Here is a 14,739-nt window from a genome sequence, read left to right as displayed (position 1 = left end):
GGGCGCCCGCCGACACGGGCGCCTGCCCGTCCGGCGGGATGGACGGGGCCGCGCAAGGAGCATCGCCATGGACGCACTCGCCACCGCACTCACCGCCCTGGTCGCCGGTCCGAAGCAGCACGAACGGCTGCTGCGGCTGCATACCGGCCTGGGGCCCGACGTCCTGGTCGCCGAGACTTTGGCCGGCCATGAATCGCTGGACGACGGCTTCCGCTTCGAGCTGACCGCGCTGTCGATCGATGCGCACCTGTCGCTGGACGATCTGCTCGGCCAGCCGGTGCTGCTGGAACTGCTCACCGCGGATTCGCGCACGCGGTTGCGCCCGTTCCATGGCCATGTCACCGCCTTCGAGCGGCTCGGCAGCAACGGTGGGCTGGCACGCTATCGATTGGTGCTGGAGCCGTGGCTGGCCTTCCTGCGCCAGCGCATCGACAGCTACGTGTTCCAGGACATGACGGTGCTGGAGATCGTCGAGGACGTCTTCGCCGACTACGCCGAAGCCGGCGCGCTGTCGCCGGCGTGGCGTTGGGAACTGGCCGACCGCGACGTGTACGCCAGGCGCAGCCTGACCACGCAGTACGAGGAGAGCGACTTCGCCTTCCTGCGGCGGTTGCTGGCGGAGGAGGGCATCTTCGGCTGGTTCGAACACGCCGGCGATGCCGCCGCCGATACGCTCGGCCGGCACACGCTGGTGCTGGCCGACCACGGCGAGGCGTTCGCCGATGCCGGCCCCGTGCGTTACCACCGCAGCGACGCCACCGAGCGCGAGGACGGCATCCAGCAGTGGTCCAGCGCACGCCGCTGGCAGACCGGGAGGCTCGCGCGCGCCAGCTGGGACTACCGCAGCCTGGGCATGCGCCCGGCCACCGCCGACGGCGAGCGTTTCGGCGACGCGACCGCGGAAGACGACGACACCGCCGGCCCCTACGCCTGGCACGACAGCGCCCAGGGCGAACGCCGAGCCCGCCAGCACCTGGAGGCGCTGCAGGTCGACGCCCGCACGTTCGACGGCCAGGGCACCTGGCGCCGGCTGGCGCCGGCCGCCCGCTTCGAGCTGGTCCAGCACCATGCCAGACTCGACGCCGATGCCCGCCGTTTCACCTGCCTGAAGGTCGAACACCAGGCCCGCAACAACCTGGGCGCGGAGATCCACAGCGCCCTCGAAGCCTCCCTGGGCCCCGTGGCCCTGCCGGGCGCCGATCTGCCAGATGCCCTGTCGGGACTGACCGCAACGTCATCAGTTGCGGGATCCGCCGGTGCGAACGAACCCCTCTCCCGTTTACGGGAGAGGGGCAGGGGTGAGGGCGCCTCCGAAGCCGGCACCGCCGAAAGTGGCGAGACCGCCACCAACGCCGTCGACTCCCTGCTGTCCCGCATCACCGGCGGTGGCACGAACGACGCGGCCCACTTCTACCGCAACACCTTCACCGCCATCCCGGCTTCGGTGCCGTACCGTCCCAGGACCGTGGACGGCCACGGCCTGCGCCTGCACCCCAAACCGACCGTGCACGGCACCCAGAGCGCGATCGTCGTCAGCGACGGCGGCCCGGTGCTGACCGACCGCGACCACCGCATCAAGGTGCAGTTCGCCTGGCAGCGCGGCGCCGATGCCAGCAGCGGCCATGCCCATCCGGGCGGCGACGACAACGCCCCCGGCACCGACGGTGCCTGGACCTGGGTGCGCGTGGCGACCCCCTGGGCCGGCGACAACTGGGGCGGCGTGCTGATTCCGCGCAAGGGCCAGGAAGTGCTGGTGGCCTTCCTGGAAGGCGACATCGACCGGCCGGTGGTGATCGGCAGCGTCTACAACGGCAAGGGCCAAGCCGACGCCCAGCACAACCAGGTCGCCGGCGGCGGCGCCGGCGCCACCGGCAATGCCGCGGCCTGGTTCGACGGCAACGAGCACGCCGCCGTGTACACCGGCTTCAAGAGCCAGGCGTTGGGCAGCAGCCAGGACGGCAGCGGCGGCTACCAGCAATTGCGGTTGGACGACACGCCCGGCCAAGGCCGTGCCCAGGCGGCCACGACACAACACGAGACCACGCTGACCCTGGGCCACCTGAAGGGCGGCGAGGACAACGTGCGCGGCGCCGATCGGGGATTCGGGGTGGAACTGTCGACGCAGGCCAACGGCGCCATCCGCGCTGGCGCCGGCCTGCTGCTGACGGCCGAGTCCGGCGCGCAACAGCTCGCCGCCACCCAGACCCTCGGCCAGTTGGGCGAGAGCGAGCAGCTGCTGCAGGCATTGGCCGACACCGCCAGGAGTCAGGAAGCGACACTTCCTGACGATGCCGACACCCTGCCGGCTCAGGCGAGCCTGAAGACCGTGCAGGAGACGATGCAGGCCACCCAGAGCGGCGGCGCGGCCGAAAGTGGTGGCGAAGGCGGCAAGGCTATCGGCGGCGGCGAGGGCGAAGCGCCCGGCTGGAGCGCCCCGCAGCTGGTCGCCGGCAGCCCCGAAGGCCTGTTGAGCCTGACCCCAGCCGACCAGGCCTGGGTCTCTGGCACCCAGACCAGCCTGATCGCCGGCAGCGATCTCGACTGGGCCAGCCAGGCCGGCACCGTGATCGCCGCGGCCGGCGGCATCGCGTTGTTCACCCAGGGCAGCACCGCACCGGCCGGCCAGCCGGCCCAGGAGAAGGGCATCGCCCTGCACGCCGCGCAAGGTAGGGTGAGCGCGCGAGCGCACAAAAACGAGGCCAAGGTGGCGGCCAAGGCCAGCATCACCGCCGCCAGCACCCAGGCGGACGTCGAGATCTCGGCCCCAAGCAAGCACGTGCTGCTGACCGCGACCGGCGCGTACCTGAAGCTGGAAGGCGGCGACATCGAACTGGGCTCGCCTGGGGCGATCGAGTTCAAGGCTTCGAAGAAGGAGTGGACGGGGCCGGCGAGTGCGAGTGGCAACGCTCAAGTTCCAACGGCCGGCCTAGAGGCGTGCTCAAAGAACGACGCTTCTGCTGCCGCCAGCGGAGCCGCAGCTTTGTGAGGCAGGCATGCATACCGACCTCATAAGGACATTGAGTGAAAAACTGCAGGCCGACAGCAGCTGTTCGCCTTGTCTGTTGGTCGATCCAATGCTCCGTGAGCCGTTCTCAAAGGATTGGCTTGCAGATATCGATGCCGAAGTTGTACCAGTGCCAGTGCGGCACCCTTCTTTGAAGGAAGATCAAAGACCCCTGTTGATTCGCATCCGGCCAAGGGACACGCCCTTGTTGGAGGCGAGTGTCAATATGGCCATCATGGAACAAGAGAATCCCGATGCCGAACAAGGGGGCGGTTTCTCCATCGGAGGCTGGTTGTTGTCAACAGGTCGGATTGATGGGCTGGCGGTGCGTATGGCGGCTTGCATGCAAACCGCCGCGCCAGTACGTGCGGGTCGGCGGCTTGTCCGATGGGCCGATCGTCGTGTGCTGGAATGGATGTGGCCGGTGTTGACGCAGGATCAGCGCACCGACCTGCTTGGGACAGTGACGGACTGGTTCGCTATCGATAGGTGCGAACGGCTGGTGACCTATGGCAAGACAGGTACAGGCGTCGCCGGCACGCTGAAACTGAGTTCCTCGCAATGGGAGCACGCGCAGAACTGTCACGTGGTCCAAGATCTACTGCGGGGATGGCGTCGCTTCCGTCGGGCGCTGCCAATGGATTATTTGCGACAGTGCGCGGATGCGGTGCAATCGATCAGAAAAATGGGGGTGGATGGGCGCCAAGATCAGGTACTGCTGGGTGCCTATGTCCTGCAGGTGCACCCACGCTTGGTAGAGCATCCTAGGTTTATAGCAGCTGTTCGTCGGGCTGCTGCCGAAGGAGTTCCATTGATGGGTCTGCTTGCTGAAATTCCCGATCCCGAAGGCTGGGAGATGATGCGCGCCGATCTCGATCGGCAGGCTGGTGCGCCAGTCACATTGAATCAGAATCAGGAGAACAATTGCCATGGCTGACGGACAAGGCCCGTATTCCATCAACGCCCAGAACGCGGCGGCGGGCGCTCCGAGCTGCAGTTCCCAAGGATGCCCTGCCTGCCAGAAGGTGGGTTTGCCTGTATTGCTGGTCCGCCCCGGTGTCGCGGACAGCACCTATGCGAACTCTGGAAGCCGTCAGCAGCTGCTGAACCCGCTCTTCAAGCACGAGCTCGCCATGCCGGTCATGACGACGTGCGGTTATGTCGCGCGATCCTTGCGTCCTGGATACGTGCTTGCGTACTACGAACAGCCGCACACAGCGCAGCTCAGGGCGCAACAGGGCTGGGAAGTGTTCAAGGTGTACCCGGGCGGATACATGGAGCCCTTCCCGCTTGAAGGCGGCCAACAGGAAACGGAAGACGATCAGTTCACCTGCTCACGTGTCGCCTCGTACGCTACAGCGATGTTGTTCGTCATTCAGGACGCAAAGCGCGCCGGCAAGGTTTGGGTCGCGTATAGCGACCATGTCTGGAGCCAGAAAATTCGGGATGAGTATCAATCGAAAAAAGGTCTGCGCAGCAAGCGCATGACCCTGATCAATGCTTCCAAGGCCAAGTGCGAACAATCGATCCCGTTGACAGAAAGCAATTTGCAGCAGGTCGTCGCCGAATACGACCCGCGGTCTCAGACGCCGTTCCCCATGATCGTGACGGGGAACCCGTTCAAGGGAAATCCGTTCGAACCCCTGCCGTTTGCCGCAATGCCGGGCCTGCCTGGCATGCGTCCGGAGCGGGCGAACGACATGCAGGCGGCGGCGCAGTCAATTTTGGGAAAGCACAATGACCTCAGCGGTCATTCCAGGCGCGGTGATTATCCGCTCGATGCCGCGATGATCGTAGGTGTGACTGACGCCATCGGCGTGACCAGCGAAACGGCGCACCGACGGGTCACGCTCTGCAACACTGCGGCGGAGTGGGTGGCGGCGCAGCAGGACGGCTACCATCGCTTCCAGTCCGCGATGACCATTGAAGGTCTGCTGAAGCTGTCCAGCGATCAGGCCGAGGCGCGCAAGAAGAACTCGACTGACCAGAAGTATGCCGGAATGAACGGCAAGGAAGTGAGCGAACGGGAGTTCGAGGAATTACAGTCTTCTGGCAAGATACCGGGAGATGCCACGCTGGAGCCCATTTACACCTATGGGTGGGACGGTCCCCATGGCGACGGCAGGTTCCGGGTCTACGGGCGGGGAAAAATCCGGTTCGTGACCGATGCGGAGATAGACGAGGAAGCCAGGGACCTTGAGGAGGACATCCTCGACGGGCTGTCTGGAAAAGATGAGGCGAAGGACTACCGCACATTCCTGAATACCCATAAGAGCAAGGCGGAAGAAGACGATAGGCTTCTGGCGCGCATTGAAGTGGACTACCGGCGATGGTTGCAAAGCGACCAGCGCAAGCACGTCACTTCGAACGATTTCGACGAAACTACGCCGTCCGACGGGATCCACTATGGCGGGGCGGTCGCCAAGGTGACCTTTGGCGGACCGATCAGCGACAACGGGGTCGCGTGGTTCGAGGATTTCCTGCTCAAGGATCCGGACGACAAGGAGGCCTTGCTGGTCCGCGCGTTGCTCGGCAACCAGAAATCCGCGATCGAGGCGTTCAAGCCAACAAAGATCGTCAAGCAGACCAAGACTTTTTTCAGTCTCATCGAAAAAATCGAGGAAGCCGCTGCCAAGGGTACGGATCTTCCGCCCGGCGATGACAAGCTGCTACAGGCGTTTCCGGAAATCCGGATCGTTGCAAGGCAATTGCCGTTGTTGAGAAATCTCGCCGCAGTGTACGGCCATCTGAACCTGGGGGTGGCCGGCGCGACCGCCATGGCACTGGACAAGCTGGGCAAGATCGAATCTCCGTTTCGCGACAAGGTGCAGGCCCTGGTAGAAGGAATCGCCGACACGCTCGCCGAAAAGGCAGGCATCGCCTTGCACAAGGTCAGCGTGCCGATCGACGTGGGCGCCCGCTACTGGCGCAGGCAATTGGGCCATGTACGGGAACTGGCAAGACGTGCCGCCGATGCCGTCGACGGCAAGCAGGTCAAGAGCCTCGTGATGGGCGGGGCGATGTGGTTCGACATCGGTGGGCGCCCGGGAATGGCGGACGCCGTAGTCGATTTCTACGTGGCGGTGCGCAGGACCAGCGGGCAGGCCGTCGGCGCGCTCGACAAGCTGGACGAAGCCAGCGGCAAGGCGGCTGCGGGTGCTGGTGCCGCCGCCAACAGGAGCGCCGACGCCGTATCGCAGCTTGCCCGCACCCTTGGTAAGAACACCAAGGACATGGTGCGTGAGAGCATCCAGGTGTTCAAGCAGGGCGGTGCCACACTGTCCGCGGCAGGGGGCGTGCTGCAGGCACTCTCCATTGGCAAGGCCTGGGAGCAGCTGGAGAATGGCGATGCGGAGGAGCGCGCCAGCGCCCGGATCTCGCTGCTGTCGGCAGGGCTGGGGCTGACGGCGGCCATGATGGAAGTTAGCGAGGCATATGCGAAGCGGTTAGGCAAGACTGTAGCGGCAACTGGCATGAAAGTTGTTGCAGGCCTTGCATCAACAGTTGTGTTAACGATAGACGCTATTGTCGCTATAGTTTCTGCGTTCGATGAAAGTGCGATGGGCGACAGGGATGTGGCCAGAATGCGATGGGCCCAGGCTATCTTTTTTCTTGGTGCTGCAGTCGCGAGTGGTATGGCAGTCGGCGCGGCTGCTGGCTGGATCACCGGGACAATTGCTGCAGGCTGGGGTTTGTCCTGGACCGGTTGGGGATTGTTGTTGGTTGGTCTAGGCTTGATCGCGGGCTGGGTCGCGATGATGCTAGACGATCCGCCGACGGTGGAATGGGTCAAGCAGAGCATCTGGGGAAGCGGCCGCCGGAAGTGGGGCAGCTTGCAGCGCGAGCAGAATGAATTGAACAAGATCCTGCTCGGCGTCAGGATCGATTTCCACGCCGGAGACCGCATGACCTTGAGTGCGGGAACGGTAGGCCTTGGAGCGCCGACGATTACACGTGTCCCCACCGGCACCTACGAGGCTTGGGTACGATTGTTCTTGCCGCCGCAGCTGCGCGACAAAGTGAAATACGAGTTGGGCTTCACGTTGCGCGGCACACAGGAGCAGAGGAGCCGTTGGAAGTTCAACCACCGCACGCTGGAGAGCGGGGAGGTCAAGGAGTTCGTCGTCGACGCGCCCGGTATGGTCATTTCCGATCATATCGAAGATGGCGAGTCCATCAAGCGCGAGATGGAGGTCGAAAGAAACGCCATTCGTGCGGTGTTCGGCAGCGTGCGGATCTGGGACGCGCCGGAGGACGGCGATCTGATTATCGACGAAACCCTTTCCAAAGGCTGACATGACACGCAAGAACAATCCCAATTACGACATCCGCATTCCGGAATGGAACCAGCCAGATCCCTGGTTCCAGTTTGGCGAGGCCGTGCGCAACGGCACGCTGTTGGGCGGGAAGCTGCCGTGGCGGGTAGCGCCAGAGGACAAGCGTGTGTCTGTGCACGGGCAGGCCAGCACCTGCGATGCGTTGCTAAACGTGTATCCCGATGCGATCGAGGTAGGAGCGCCGGCTGGAACGCCAGAGATGACGTTTATGCTGCCTTTCTTTGCGATTGTTGGATTGCTCAGTGTGGGCCTCGTTGGCTGGATAAATGTTTCTATATTTTCTGATTTGATAGCCGCTGATGAGTTGTCGTGGCCAGATCTCATTTTCCTGTGTTTCAGTCTCTCTGCTTTGGTCATTTTTTTTCTAGCCACAGTGCTTTTCTTCAAAATTGCATTCTTTACTCCACGCGATATTCCTGTGCTATTCAATCGATCCACCGGAGAAGTATCTTTTTTTTCGGTGATTCCGGTCCGTTTCTGGGAGTTCTGGAAGAAGGTTGGCGTCGATCCGGCACAGACTTGCAAATGGGATGACCTGCGCGCACGCAGCTATAAGATGACCGAGTTCACCGGTTCGGCCGGTCGCGAGTCGCACCTGCTGGCTCTGCTGTGGGGCGAGCCGGACGATCCGCGGCAGTGTAAGGAGATCGTGACCATCGGCTACAAGGGCTGGTGGGAAGATGAGTTGCTGTGGCGGCTGTACGAGCACATCCGCCGTTACATGGAAGAGGGCGGTCCGCCGATCCAGCCCGGAGAGTCGTTGCGAATCTCCGGCACCGGTCGCCTGCCGGCGTTTCCGCCGGAGATCGTCGCGGCCGCCGGCGGGCCTGCACTGAGCGCCGAGGAGGTGCATCGCCTGGCCGGCCAGGCAGTGGCCTGAGCACCACGTCCTCGCCTTCGAGCGGCTGGGCAGCAACGGCGGGCTGGCACGCTATCGATTGGTACTGGACCAATATGGTGCATGACACGAATGGCGCTTACTTAGGCATCGCCATTCCCGCCTTCGCTGAGTGGCCGCCCGAGATCGTGGCCGAGTGCCGGAATGAGCCGGGCGGCCCAACCGCTGGCCGGAGCCAGGCTATACCGGAGAATTCGACAACAATCCGACCTGAGTCCGCAAACAGGAGCGCCTTTCCCGGGTCCGTGATGGTTGTTTCCTGGCTGGCTGGTAGGTCGCTGATGAACGACGAAACGCAGTTTGCCCGCTCCAGCGGCACGATCCCCGGCTGACCCGCGGAGATAGGGGCTGCCTGCAGGATCGACTCGGATGATCCGTGGGTGCGGAATGCACGAAACACTGCATGAAGGGCACGGGCGAGTCGCTCATGCCTGCGGAGACCAGCGGGTCTCTATCGCACAACGTGCGGCGACAGCCGGTGTATTGGCGGCTACGCCGCCGCCGCGACCGACGGAGCGCCATCCGGCTCCGGCTTCGAACCATCGTTGGAGGACAACAGCGTCGATTCCGTCATGACGGTCCAGACCGGCATGCCGAGGCGCGCCAGGGCGTAGTCGGCGTGGAAGGCGAGGCGGCTGCGTTCGGCCTGCGGGAGTTGGCCGGCCAGTCCGCGATACAGGCGTGAGAATGCGAGCCAGAACTGCTCGTCGTCCAGGCCCTGGGCGATCAGGCACCACAGGCCTTGTTCCAGTTTCGATGCGGCTTCCGGCAGCGACAGCTGCGGTGGAGAGGCGTCGGCCCGGCTGCCAGGGAGGGAGTGATCGGCGAGGACCTGCGGGTCCGGTGCTGAGGTGTCGGAGGAGGAGTCCCGATTATCGAGTGGGGCCGACATGGTGGCGATCCTGCTTGGCGATTGTTCCTGTGGTGAAACGAAGTATCGGCTCGCGATCGTCAAGACGGCGCGATGATGCAACGCCTCATGATCGGTTGGCCGTCGCGTCGAAAGCTGCGCATGCGCTAGATAGGGCGCTGCCTTTCCGGATTCAACCCCTGTGCAAGGCGGCCCCCGTCGGGGCCGACGCTCGCCACCGTGCCGTGCAGATCGGCAGCGGCAGCAGTGCCTGGATACGAGTTCCGTCGTGGAGTGTGTCCGCTGGATGGCGGATAGTGCGGAGGCCGTTGGCGGCCGGGCACATGCCCTTGATCGCCCGGCAGGCAAGCTCGCCATTTCGATGACTGGCAGCGAGAATCCGGGCATGGGCATGCTGATCGACGGCAAGTGGCACAGCGAGGAGGAGATCCCGGTCGACGAGACCGGGCGTCTTCGGCGTTCGTCGTCCGTGTTCAGGAACTGGGTGACGGCGGACGGCCGTGCCGGGCCGAGCGGCGAGGGCGGATTCGCGGCCGAGCCCGGGCGCTACCGCCTCTACATCGCACGCGCCTGCCCGTGGGCGCACCGGACGACGATCTTCCGCGAGCTCAAGGGCCTGCAGGAGATGATCGGATTGTCGGTGACGCACTGGCTGATGGTGGAGGACGGCTGGACCTTCCGCCCCGCGCCTGGGGTGGTGCCCGACCCGGTGAACGGCGTCGAGTGCCTGTGGCAGCTGTACGTCAGGTCGGATCCCGGCTACACGGGGCGGGTGACGGTGCCGGTGCTGTGGGACACGCGGAGCGGGCGGATCGTCAGCAACGAGTCGGCGGACATCATCCGCATGCTCAATTCGGCGTTCGACGGGGCGGGCGCGGCCGAGGGCGACTTCTATCCGCCTCCGCTGCGCGAGGCGATCGACGCGTACAACGAGCGGATCTACGACACGTTCAACAACGGCGTGTACCGCGCCGGGTTCGCGCGCAGCCAGGAAGCGTACGACGAAGCGGTCGACGGCGTGTTCGATACCCTCGACTGGCTCGAAGGCATGTTGTCGAAGCGGCGCTACCTGTGTGGCGACACGCTCACCGAGGCCGACTGGCGGCTGTTCACCACCCTGCTGCGGTTCGACCCGGTCTATCACGGGCACTTCAAGTGCAACCTGCGGCGGCTGGTGGACTATCCGGCGCTGTGGTCGTACACGCGTGAGTTGTACGGGCAGCCGGGGGTGGCGTCGACGGTGAATTTCGAGCACATCAAGCGGCACTACTACGAGAGCCACAGACACATCAACCCGACCGGAATCGTGCCGAAGGGGCCGGTGCTGGACTATGACGCGCCGACGATCCGCCTGCCCGCGGCGGAATGATATCGGAGGCGTACGGCGGTCCTTGCTTGTGGAAGTGGCGGCGGTATGCCGCCGCTGTCGCGACTCCCGTCGCTCCCACACCCGTCGTCCCCATAATGGCTGCAGGGGACCTGATTCGTCGCCTGGCTGTCATATTGCCGACATAGTCTCGCCGGGCATGGACATCCTCATGCTGTCGGACGTGTATTTTCCGCGGATCAACGGGGTGTCGACCTCGATCCGCACCTTCGCCCAGGCGCTGATCCGGATGGGGCACCGGGTGACGCTGGTGGCGCCGGACTATGGCCCGGACAGCGGACAGGAGGCGCACGACGGCGAGGGCGGACTCGAGGTGCTGCGGCTGCCGGCGCGCGTGATCTTCTTCGATCCGGAAGACCGGCTGATCCGCGCGTCGGCGCTGCGCACGGTGCTGCCGCAGCTCGCACGGCGACGCTGGGATGCGATCCATATCCATACGCCGTTCCGCGCCCACCAACTGGGCGTGCGCCTGGCGCGACGGATCGGGCGGCCGACGGTGGAGACCTACCACACCTACTTCGAGGAGTACGTGGCGCATTACCTCCCGTGGCTGCCGGGGCCGCTGCTGCGGGCCTTCGCGCGCGCGGTTTCGCGCCGGCTGTGCCATGGGGTCGACCACCTGATCGTGCCCAGCGCGCAGATGACCGAAGTGCTGCGGCGTTACGGCGTCCGAACGCCGTCCACGGTACTGCCGACGGGAATCGAACTCGACGAGTTCGCGGGCGGCGACGGCGGGCGCTTCCGCGCCAGGCACGGGATCGCGGCGGAGCGGCCGACACTGGTCACGGTGGGCAGGCTAGCGGTGGAGAAGAACGTCGCGTTCCTGCTCCGGGTGGTGGCGCGGCTGGTCGGCGAGTTTCCGGATCTGCTGTTCGTCGTTGCCGGCGAAGGGCCGGACGCGGCGCGGCTGCGTAGGCTCACGGCGGAGCTCGGGCTGGGCGATCACGTGCGATTCTTCGGCAACCTCGACCGTCGTACCGAGCTGCTGGACTGCTATCGCGCCGGCGACGTGTTCGTGTTCGCCTCGCCCACCGAGACCCAGGGCCTGGTGCTGATCGAGGCGATGGCGCTGGGGGTGCCGATCGTGTCCACCGCGGTGATGGGCACCGCCATGGTGCTGCGCGACGCGCGCAGCGCGCGGGTGAGCAGCGAGGACGTCGATGCGTTCGCCGGGCACGTCGCCGCGCTGCTGCGTTCGCCCGCCGAGCGCGCGGCGCTGGCCGCGGCCGGGCCGGGGGACGCGAAGGCCTGGAGCAACGATGCGCTGATGCAGCGTGCGGTGGCCCTGTACCGGGAACTGGGAGCGCGGAGCGAAAGCAGCATCGCCATCGCCCCCACGTAGGCGCGCCGCACCAGGCCGCCCTTTCCGGCGCAGTGAAGACAGGGCCGTCGCCACGGGCGGTGTCAGTGAATAGCCGCGCCAGGCCGCCCTTTCCGGCGCAGTGAAGACAGGGCCGTCGCCACGGGCGGTGTCAGTGAATAGCCGCGCCAGGCCGCCCTTTCCGGCGCGGTGAAGACAGGGCCGTCGCCACGGGCGGTGTCAGTGAATAGCCGCGCCAAGCAGCCCTATCGGGCGCAGTGAAGACAGGGCCGTCGCCACGGGCGGTGTCAGTGAACAGCCCCACAGACCGCCTGGCAAGGCACCGACCCCATGCCGCTCAGCCGAGCTTTCCGAGCGAACTGTCCAGCACCCGCACCAGTTTCTTCGCCGCGCCGGTGATGGCCGCCGCGACGGTGCTGGCGTCGTCGGACACGGTGGCCGGCGGACGGCCTTCCAGGCGCGCCTCGAGGGTGCAGTGCTTGTCCTGGGCGCCACCCTTGCCGGCATTGGTGTCGCGCAGGTGCACCTCGACCCGGGTGACCTGCCCGGCATAGCGCGCGAGCGCATTGCCGATGCTGTCTTCGGCGTGGCGGACGACCGATTCGTCGGCCTGGATGTGGTGATCGGTATTGAGCTGGATCTTCATTCACGCTCCTGTGCGAGGACGGCCGCCGGCGCGGCGCTACGAAGACCCCAGACGGTAGTGATCGTGGTGTAAACGCAGCGAAAAGCCGGAGCGCCGGTGGCGGCCGGCGCTCCGTGCCGGTCAGAGGTTGACCGACTGCATGCTGGATTCCGGATAGCGCTCGCCCGCGACCGCGTGGCTGGAGAGCACCGCGCCGATGCGCGTCAGCTCCGCGTCTTCCAGGCGGATATGCGCTGCTGCGGCGTTCTCGTCCAGGCGCTCGATGCGCCGCGTCCCCGGGATCGGCACGATGTCTTCGCCCTGGTGCAGCAGCCAGGCCAGCGCGACCTGCGCAGGCGTGGCACCGCGCGCCTTGGCCAGCTCGGTGACCGCTTCCACCAGCGCGTAGTTGCGGTCGAAGTTGTCGCCCTGGAAACGCGGGTTCTGGCGGCGCCAGTCGTTGTCGGCCAGGTCGTCGGCCTTGCGGATGGCGCCGGTGAGGAAGCCGCGGCCGAGCGGGCTGTAGGGAACGAAGCCGATCCCCAGCTCGCGACAGGCCGGCAGCACGGCATCGGCCACCTCGCGCGTCCACAGCGAGTACTCGCTCTGCAGCGCGGCAATCGGATGTACGGCCGCCGCGCGGCGTACCGTATCGGGCGCCGCCTCGGACAGGCCGAGGTGGCGCACCTTGCCCGATTCGACCAGGCGCGCCATCGCGCCGACGGTGTCCTCGATCGGCACGTTCGGATCGACCCGGTGCTGGTAATACAGGTCGATCCGGTCGATGCCCAGGCGCTTCAGGCTCGCGTCGCAGGCCGCGGCGACGTACTCGGGCCGGCCGTCCACGCCGAGGAAGGCGCCGTCCGGCGCGCGCACGTTGCCGAACTTGGTGGCCAGCACCACCTCGTCGCGGCGCGTGCGCAACACCTTGGCCAGCAGCTCCTCGTTGCGGCCGACGCCGTACATGTCGGCGGTGTCGAGGAAGTTGACGCCAGTGTCGATGGCGTGGTTCAGCACGGCGAGGTTCTGCGCCTCGTCGCTGTCGCCGTAGAAGTCGGACATGCCCATGCAGCCCAGGCCGATCGCGGACACGCTGGGGCCGTGGCGGCCGAGGGTGCGGCGGGGGAAGGGGGTACGCATGCTGGAGTCTCCTGGTGCGGGGGAGCCAACAGGCTAGGACCCCACCCCCGGCGGACGTTAGTCCATTGCTGGAGCATTCTTGCCCGATCCTCCGCCGGGCCACCCATTGCGCTGGCGGCACCGGCCTCGATGCGCATAATCGAGGACGCCCCGGTCAGGAGCCGACGCCATGCCCGACAACGCTTTCAACGTGATCGCCACCCGCCACGGCACCGAGGCGCAGCGCGCGGAACTGGCCGACCGGATCATCCGGAACGCGCCGCAGCCGGGCGTGCACGCCTGCGCCGTGCCCGACCTGGTCCTGGTCCGTGCCGACGAACCCTCGCAACCGCTGGCCTGCGTCTACCATCCCAGCCTGTGCGTGGTGGTGCAGGGGCGCAAGCAGGCCATGCTCGGCGAGGACCTGTACCACTACGACCCGCTGCATTACCTGGTGGTGTCGATGTCGGTGCCAGTGACCGGACGGGTGATCGAGGCCTCGCCGGAACGCCCGTACCTGTGCCTGCGCATCGACATCGACACCCAGGCGGTCGCCGAACTGGCGACGCAGCTGGCGTCTTCGCCGCCGCCCGCGCAGGAGAACGGGCGGGCGCTGTATCTCGCCCGCACCGACGCCTCGCTGCTGGATGCGATCCTGCGGCTGGTGCGATTGCTCGATACCCCGGACGAGGCGCCGGTGCTGGCGCCGCTGGCGCTGCGCGAGATCCATTACCGGGTGCTTTCCGGCGAGCTCGGCGCACGCCTGCAGGCGTTGTGCCATGTCGATGGCGCCGCCCAGCGCATCGCCCGCGCGATCGAACTGCTCAAGGCGCGCTACGCCGAGCCGCTACGCATCGAGCAGATCGCCGCCGCCGCGCACATGAGCCCGTCCACCCTGCACCAGCGCTTCAAGACCGCCACCGCGATGACGCCGCTGCAGTTCCAGAAACAACTGCGTCTGCAGGAGGCGCGCCGGCTGATGCTGATGGAAGGCGTGGAGGCGGCCGCCGCCGCGCATCGGGTCGGCTACGAAAGCCCGTCGCAGTTCAGCCGCGAGTACCGCCGCCTGTTCGGCGCGCCGCCGCGGCGCGAGGTGCAGGCGGCGCTGCAGAACGGCGCCGCGATGGCATGAATGCCGATGGGCGGCACGCGCCGTCGCCATGCGTTTATAGTGCCT

Annotated in this window: 10 protein-coding genes; 7 read left to right on the top strand and 3 right to left on the bottom strand. The window is 66.1% G+C overall.

Going from position 1 to position 14,739, the window contains the following annotated elements; all coding sequences use genetic code 11:
• The first annotated feature begins 67 nt into the window (after positions 1-67).
• From U3649_RS13405 to U3649_RS13390, 4 genes are read left to right on the top strand one after another with little or no spacing between them, the layout of a single operon-like run.
• Positions 68-2,986, top strand: coding sequence for a type VI secretion system Vgr family protein (locus tag U3649_RS13405; RefSeq protein WP_407351812.1), 2,919 nt, complete (start codon positions 68-70; stop codon positions 2,984-2,986).
• 7 nt (positions 2,987-2,993) lie between these two features.
• A complete protein-coding gene (locus tag U3649_RS13400; protein ID WP_407351811.1) occupies positions 2,994-3,941 on the top strand; it encodes a hypothetical protein in 948 nt (315 codons plus the stop codon).
• Positions 3,934-7,299, top strand: coding sequence for a T6SS effector BTH_I2691 family protein (locus U3649_RS13395; protein ID WP_407351810.1), 3,366 nt, complete (start codon positions 3,934-3,936; stop codon positions 7,297-7,299). The genes U3649_RS13400 and U3649_RS13395 overlap by 8 nt, the downstream gene beginning before the upstream one ends.
• A gap of 1 nt (position 7,300) precedes the next feature.
• Positions 7,301-8,221, top strand: a complete 921-nt coding sequence (locus tag U3649_RS13390) for a DUF6708 domain-containing protein (protein WP_407351809.1) — start codon at positions 7,301-7,303, stop codon at positions 8,219-8,221.
• A gap of 508 nt (positions 8,222-8,729) precedes the next feature.
• Here the strand turns inward: U3649_RS13390 and U3649_RS13385 are convergent.
• Entirely contained in the window at positions 8,730-9,194 is a 465-nt protein-coding gene (locus tag U3649_RS13385; protein WP_407351808.1) for a hypothetical protein, read from the bottom strand.
• A gap of 301 nt (positions 9,195-9,495) precedes the next feature.
• On the opposite strand from U3649_RS13385, the gene U3649_RS13380 reads away from it, so the two are divergent.
• Complete coding sequence (locus U3649_RS13380) at positions 9,496-10,479, top strand: glutathione S-transferase family protein (protein ID WP_407351807.1); 984 nt, start codon at positions 9,496-9,498, stop codon at positions 10,477-10,479.
• 157 nt (positions 10,480-10,636) lie between these two features.
• The gene (locus U3649_RS13375; protein WP_407351806.1) at positions 10,637-11,839 is read left to right on the top strand and encodes a glycosyltransferase; all 1,203 of its coding nucleotides are present in this window, start codon (positions 10,637-10,639) and stop codon (positions 11,837-11,839) included.
• A gap of 316 nt (positions 11,840-12,155) precedes the next feature.
• Here the strand turns inward: U3649_RS13375 and U3649_RS13370 are convergent, their stop codons facing one another.
• The gene (locus U3649_RS13370; RefSeq protein ID WP_407351805.1) at positions 12,156-12,464 is read right to left on the bottom strand and encodes an HPF/RaiA family ribosome-associated protein; all 309 of its coding nucleotides are present in this window, start codon (positions 12,462-12,464) and stop codon (positions 12,156-12,158) included.
• 120 nt (positions 12,465-12,584) lie between these two features.
• Positions 12,585-13,583 carry an aldo/keto reductase gene (locus U3649_RS13365; RefSeq protein ID WP_407351804.1) on the bottom strand — a complete coding sequence of 333 codons (999 nt, stop codon included), beginning with the start codon at positions 13,581-13,583 and terminating at the stop codon, positions 12,585-12,587.
• Positions 13,584-13,752: 169 nt separating this feature from the next.
• On the opposite strand from U3649_RS13365, the gene U3649_RS13360 reads away from it, so the two are divergent.
• Positions 13,753-14,694, top strand: a complete 942-nt coding sequence (locus tag U3649_RS13360) for an AraC family transcriptional regulator N-terminal domain-containing protein (protein ID WP_407351803.1) — start codon at positions 13,753-13,755, stop codon at positions 14,692-14,694.
• The last annotated feature ends 45 nt before the right edge of the window (positions 14,695-14,739 follow it).

The sequence above is a fragment of the Luteimonas sp. R10 genome, assembly GCF_045689605.1.
Taxonomy (GTDB): domain Bacteria; phylum Pseudomonadota; class Gammaproteobacteria; order Xanthomonadales; family Xanthomonadaceae; genus Luteimonas.
This window is presented reverse-complemented; position numbering and strand designations above follow the sequence as displayed.

Coding starts and splice junctions, on each gene's coding strand:
- U3649_RS13405 (WP_407351812.1), top strand. CDS start 68: ATGGACGCACTCGCCACCGCACTCACCGCCCTGGTCGCCGGTCCGAAG.
- U3649_RS13400 (WP_407351811.1), top strand. CDS start 2,994: ATGCATACCGACCTCATAAGGACATTGAGTGAAAAACTGCAGGCCGAC.
- U3649_RS13395 (WP_407351810.1), top strand. CDS start 3,934: ATGGCTGACGGACAAGGCCCGTATTCCATCAACGCCCAGAACGCGGCG.
- U3649_RS13390 (WP_407351809.1), top strand. CDS start 7,301: ATGACACGCAAGAACAATCCCAATTACGACATCCGCATTCCGGAATGG.
- U3649_RS13380 (WP_407351807.1), top strand. CDS start 9,496: ATGGGCATGCTGATCGACGGCAAGTGGCACAGCGAGGAGGAGATCCCG.
- U3649_RS13375 (WP_407351806.1), top strand. CDS start 10,637: ATGGACATCCTCATGCTGTCGGACGTGTATTTTCCGCGGATCAACGGG.
- U3649_RS13370 (WP_407351805.1), bottom strand. CDS start 12,464: ATGAAGATCCAGCTCAATACCGATCACCACATCCAGGCCGACGAATCG.
- U3649_RS13365 (WP_407351804.1), bottom strand. CDS start 13,583: ATGCGTACCCCCTTCCCCCGCCGCACCCTCGGCCGCCACGGCCCCAGC.
- U3649_RS13360 (WP_407351803.1), top strand. CDS start 13,753: ATGCCCGACAACGCTTTCAACGTGATCGCCACCCGCCACGGCACCGAG.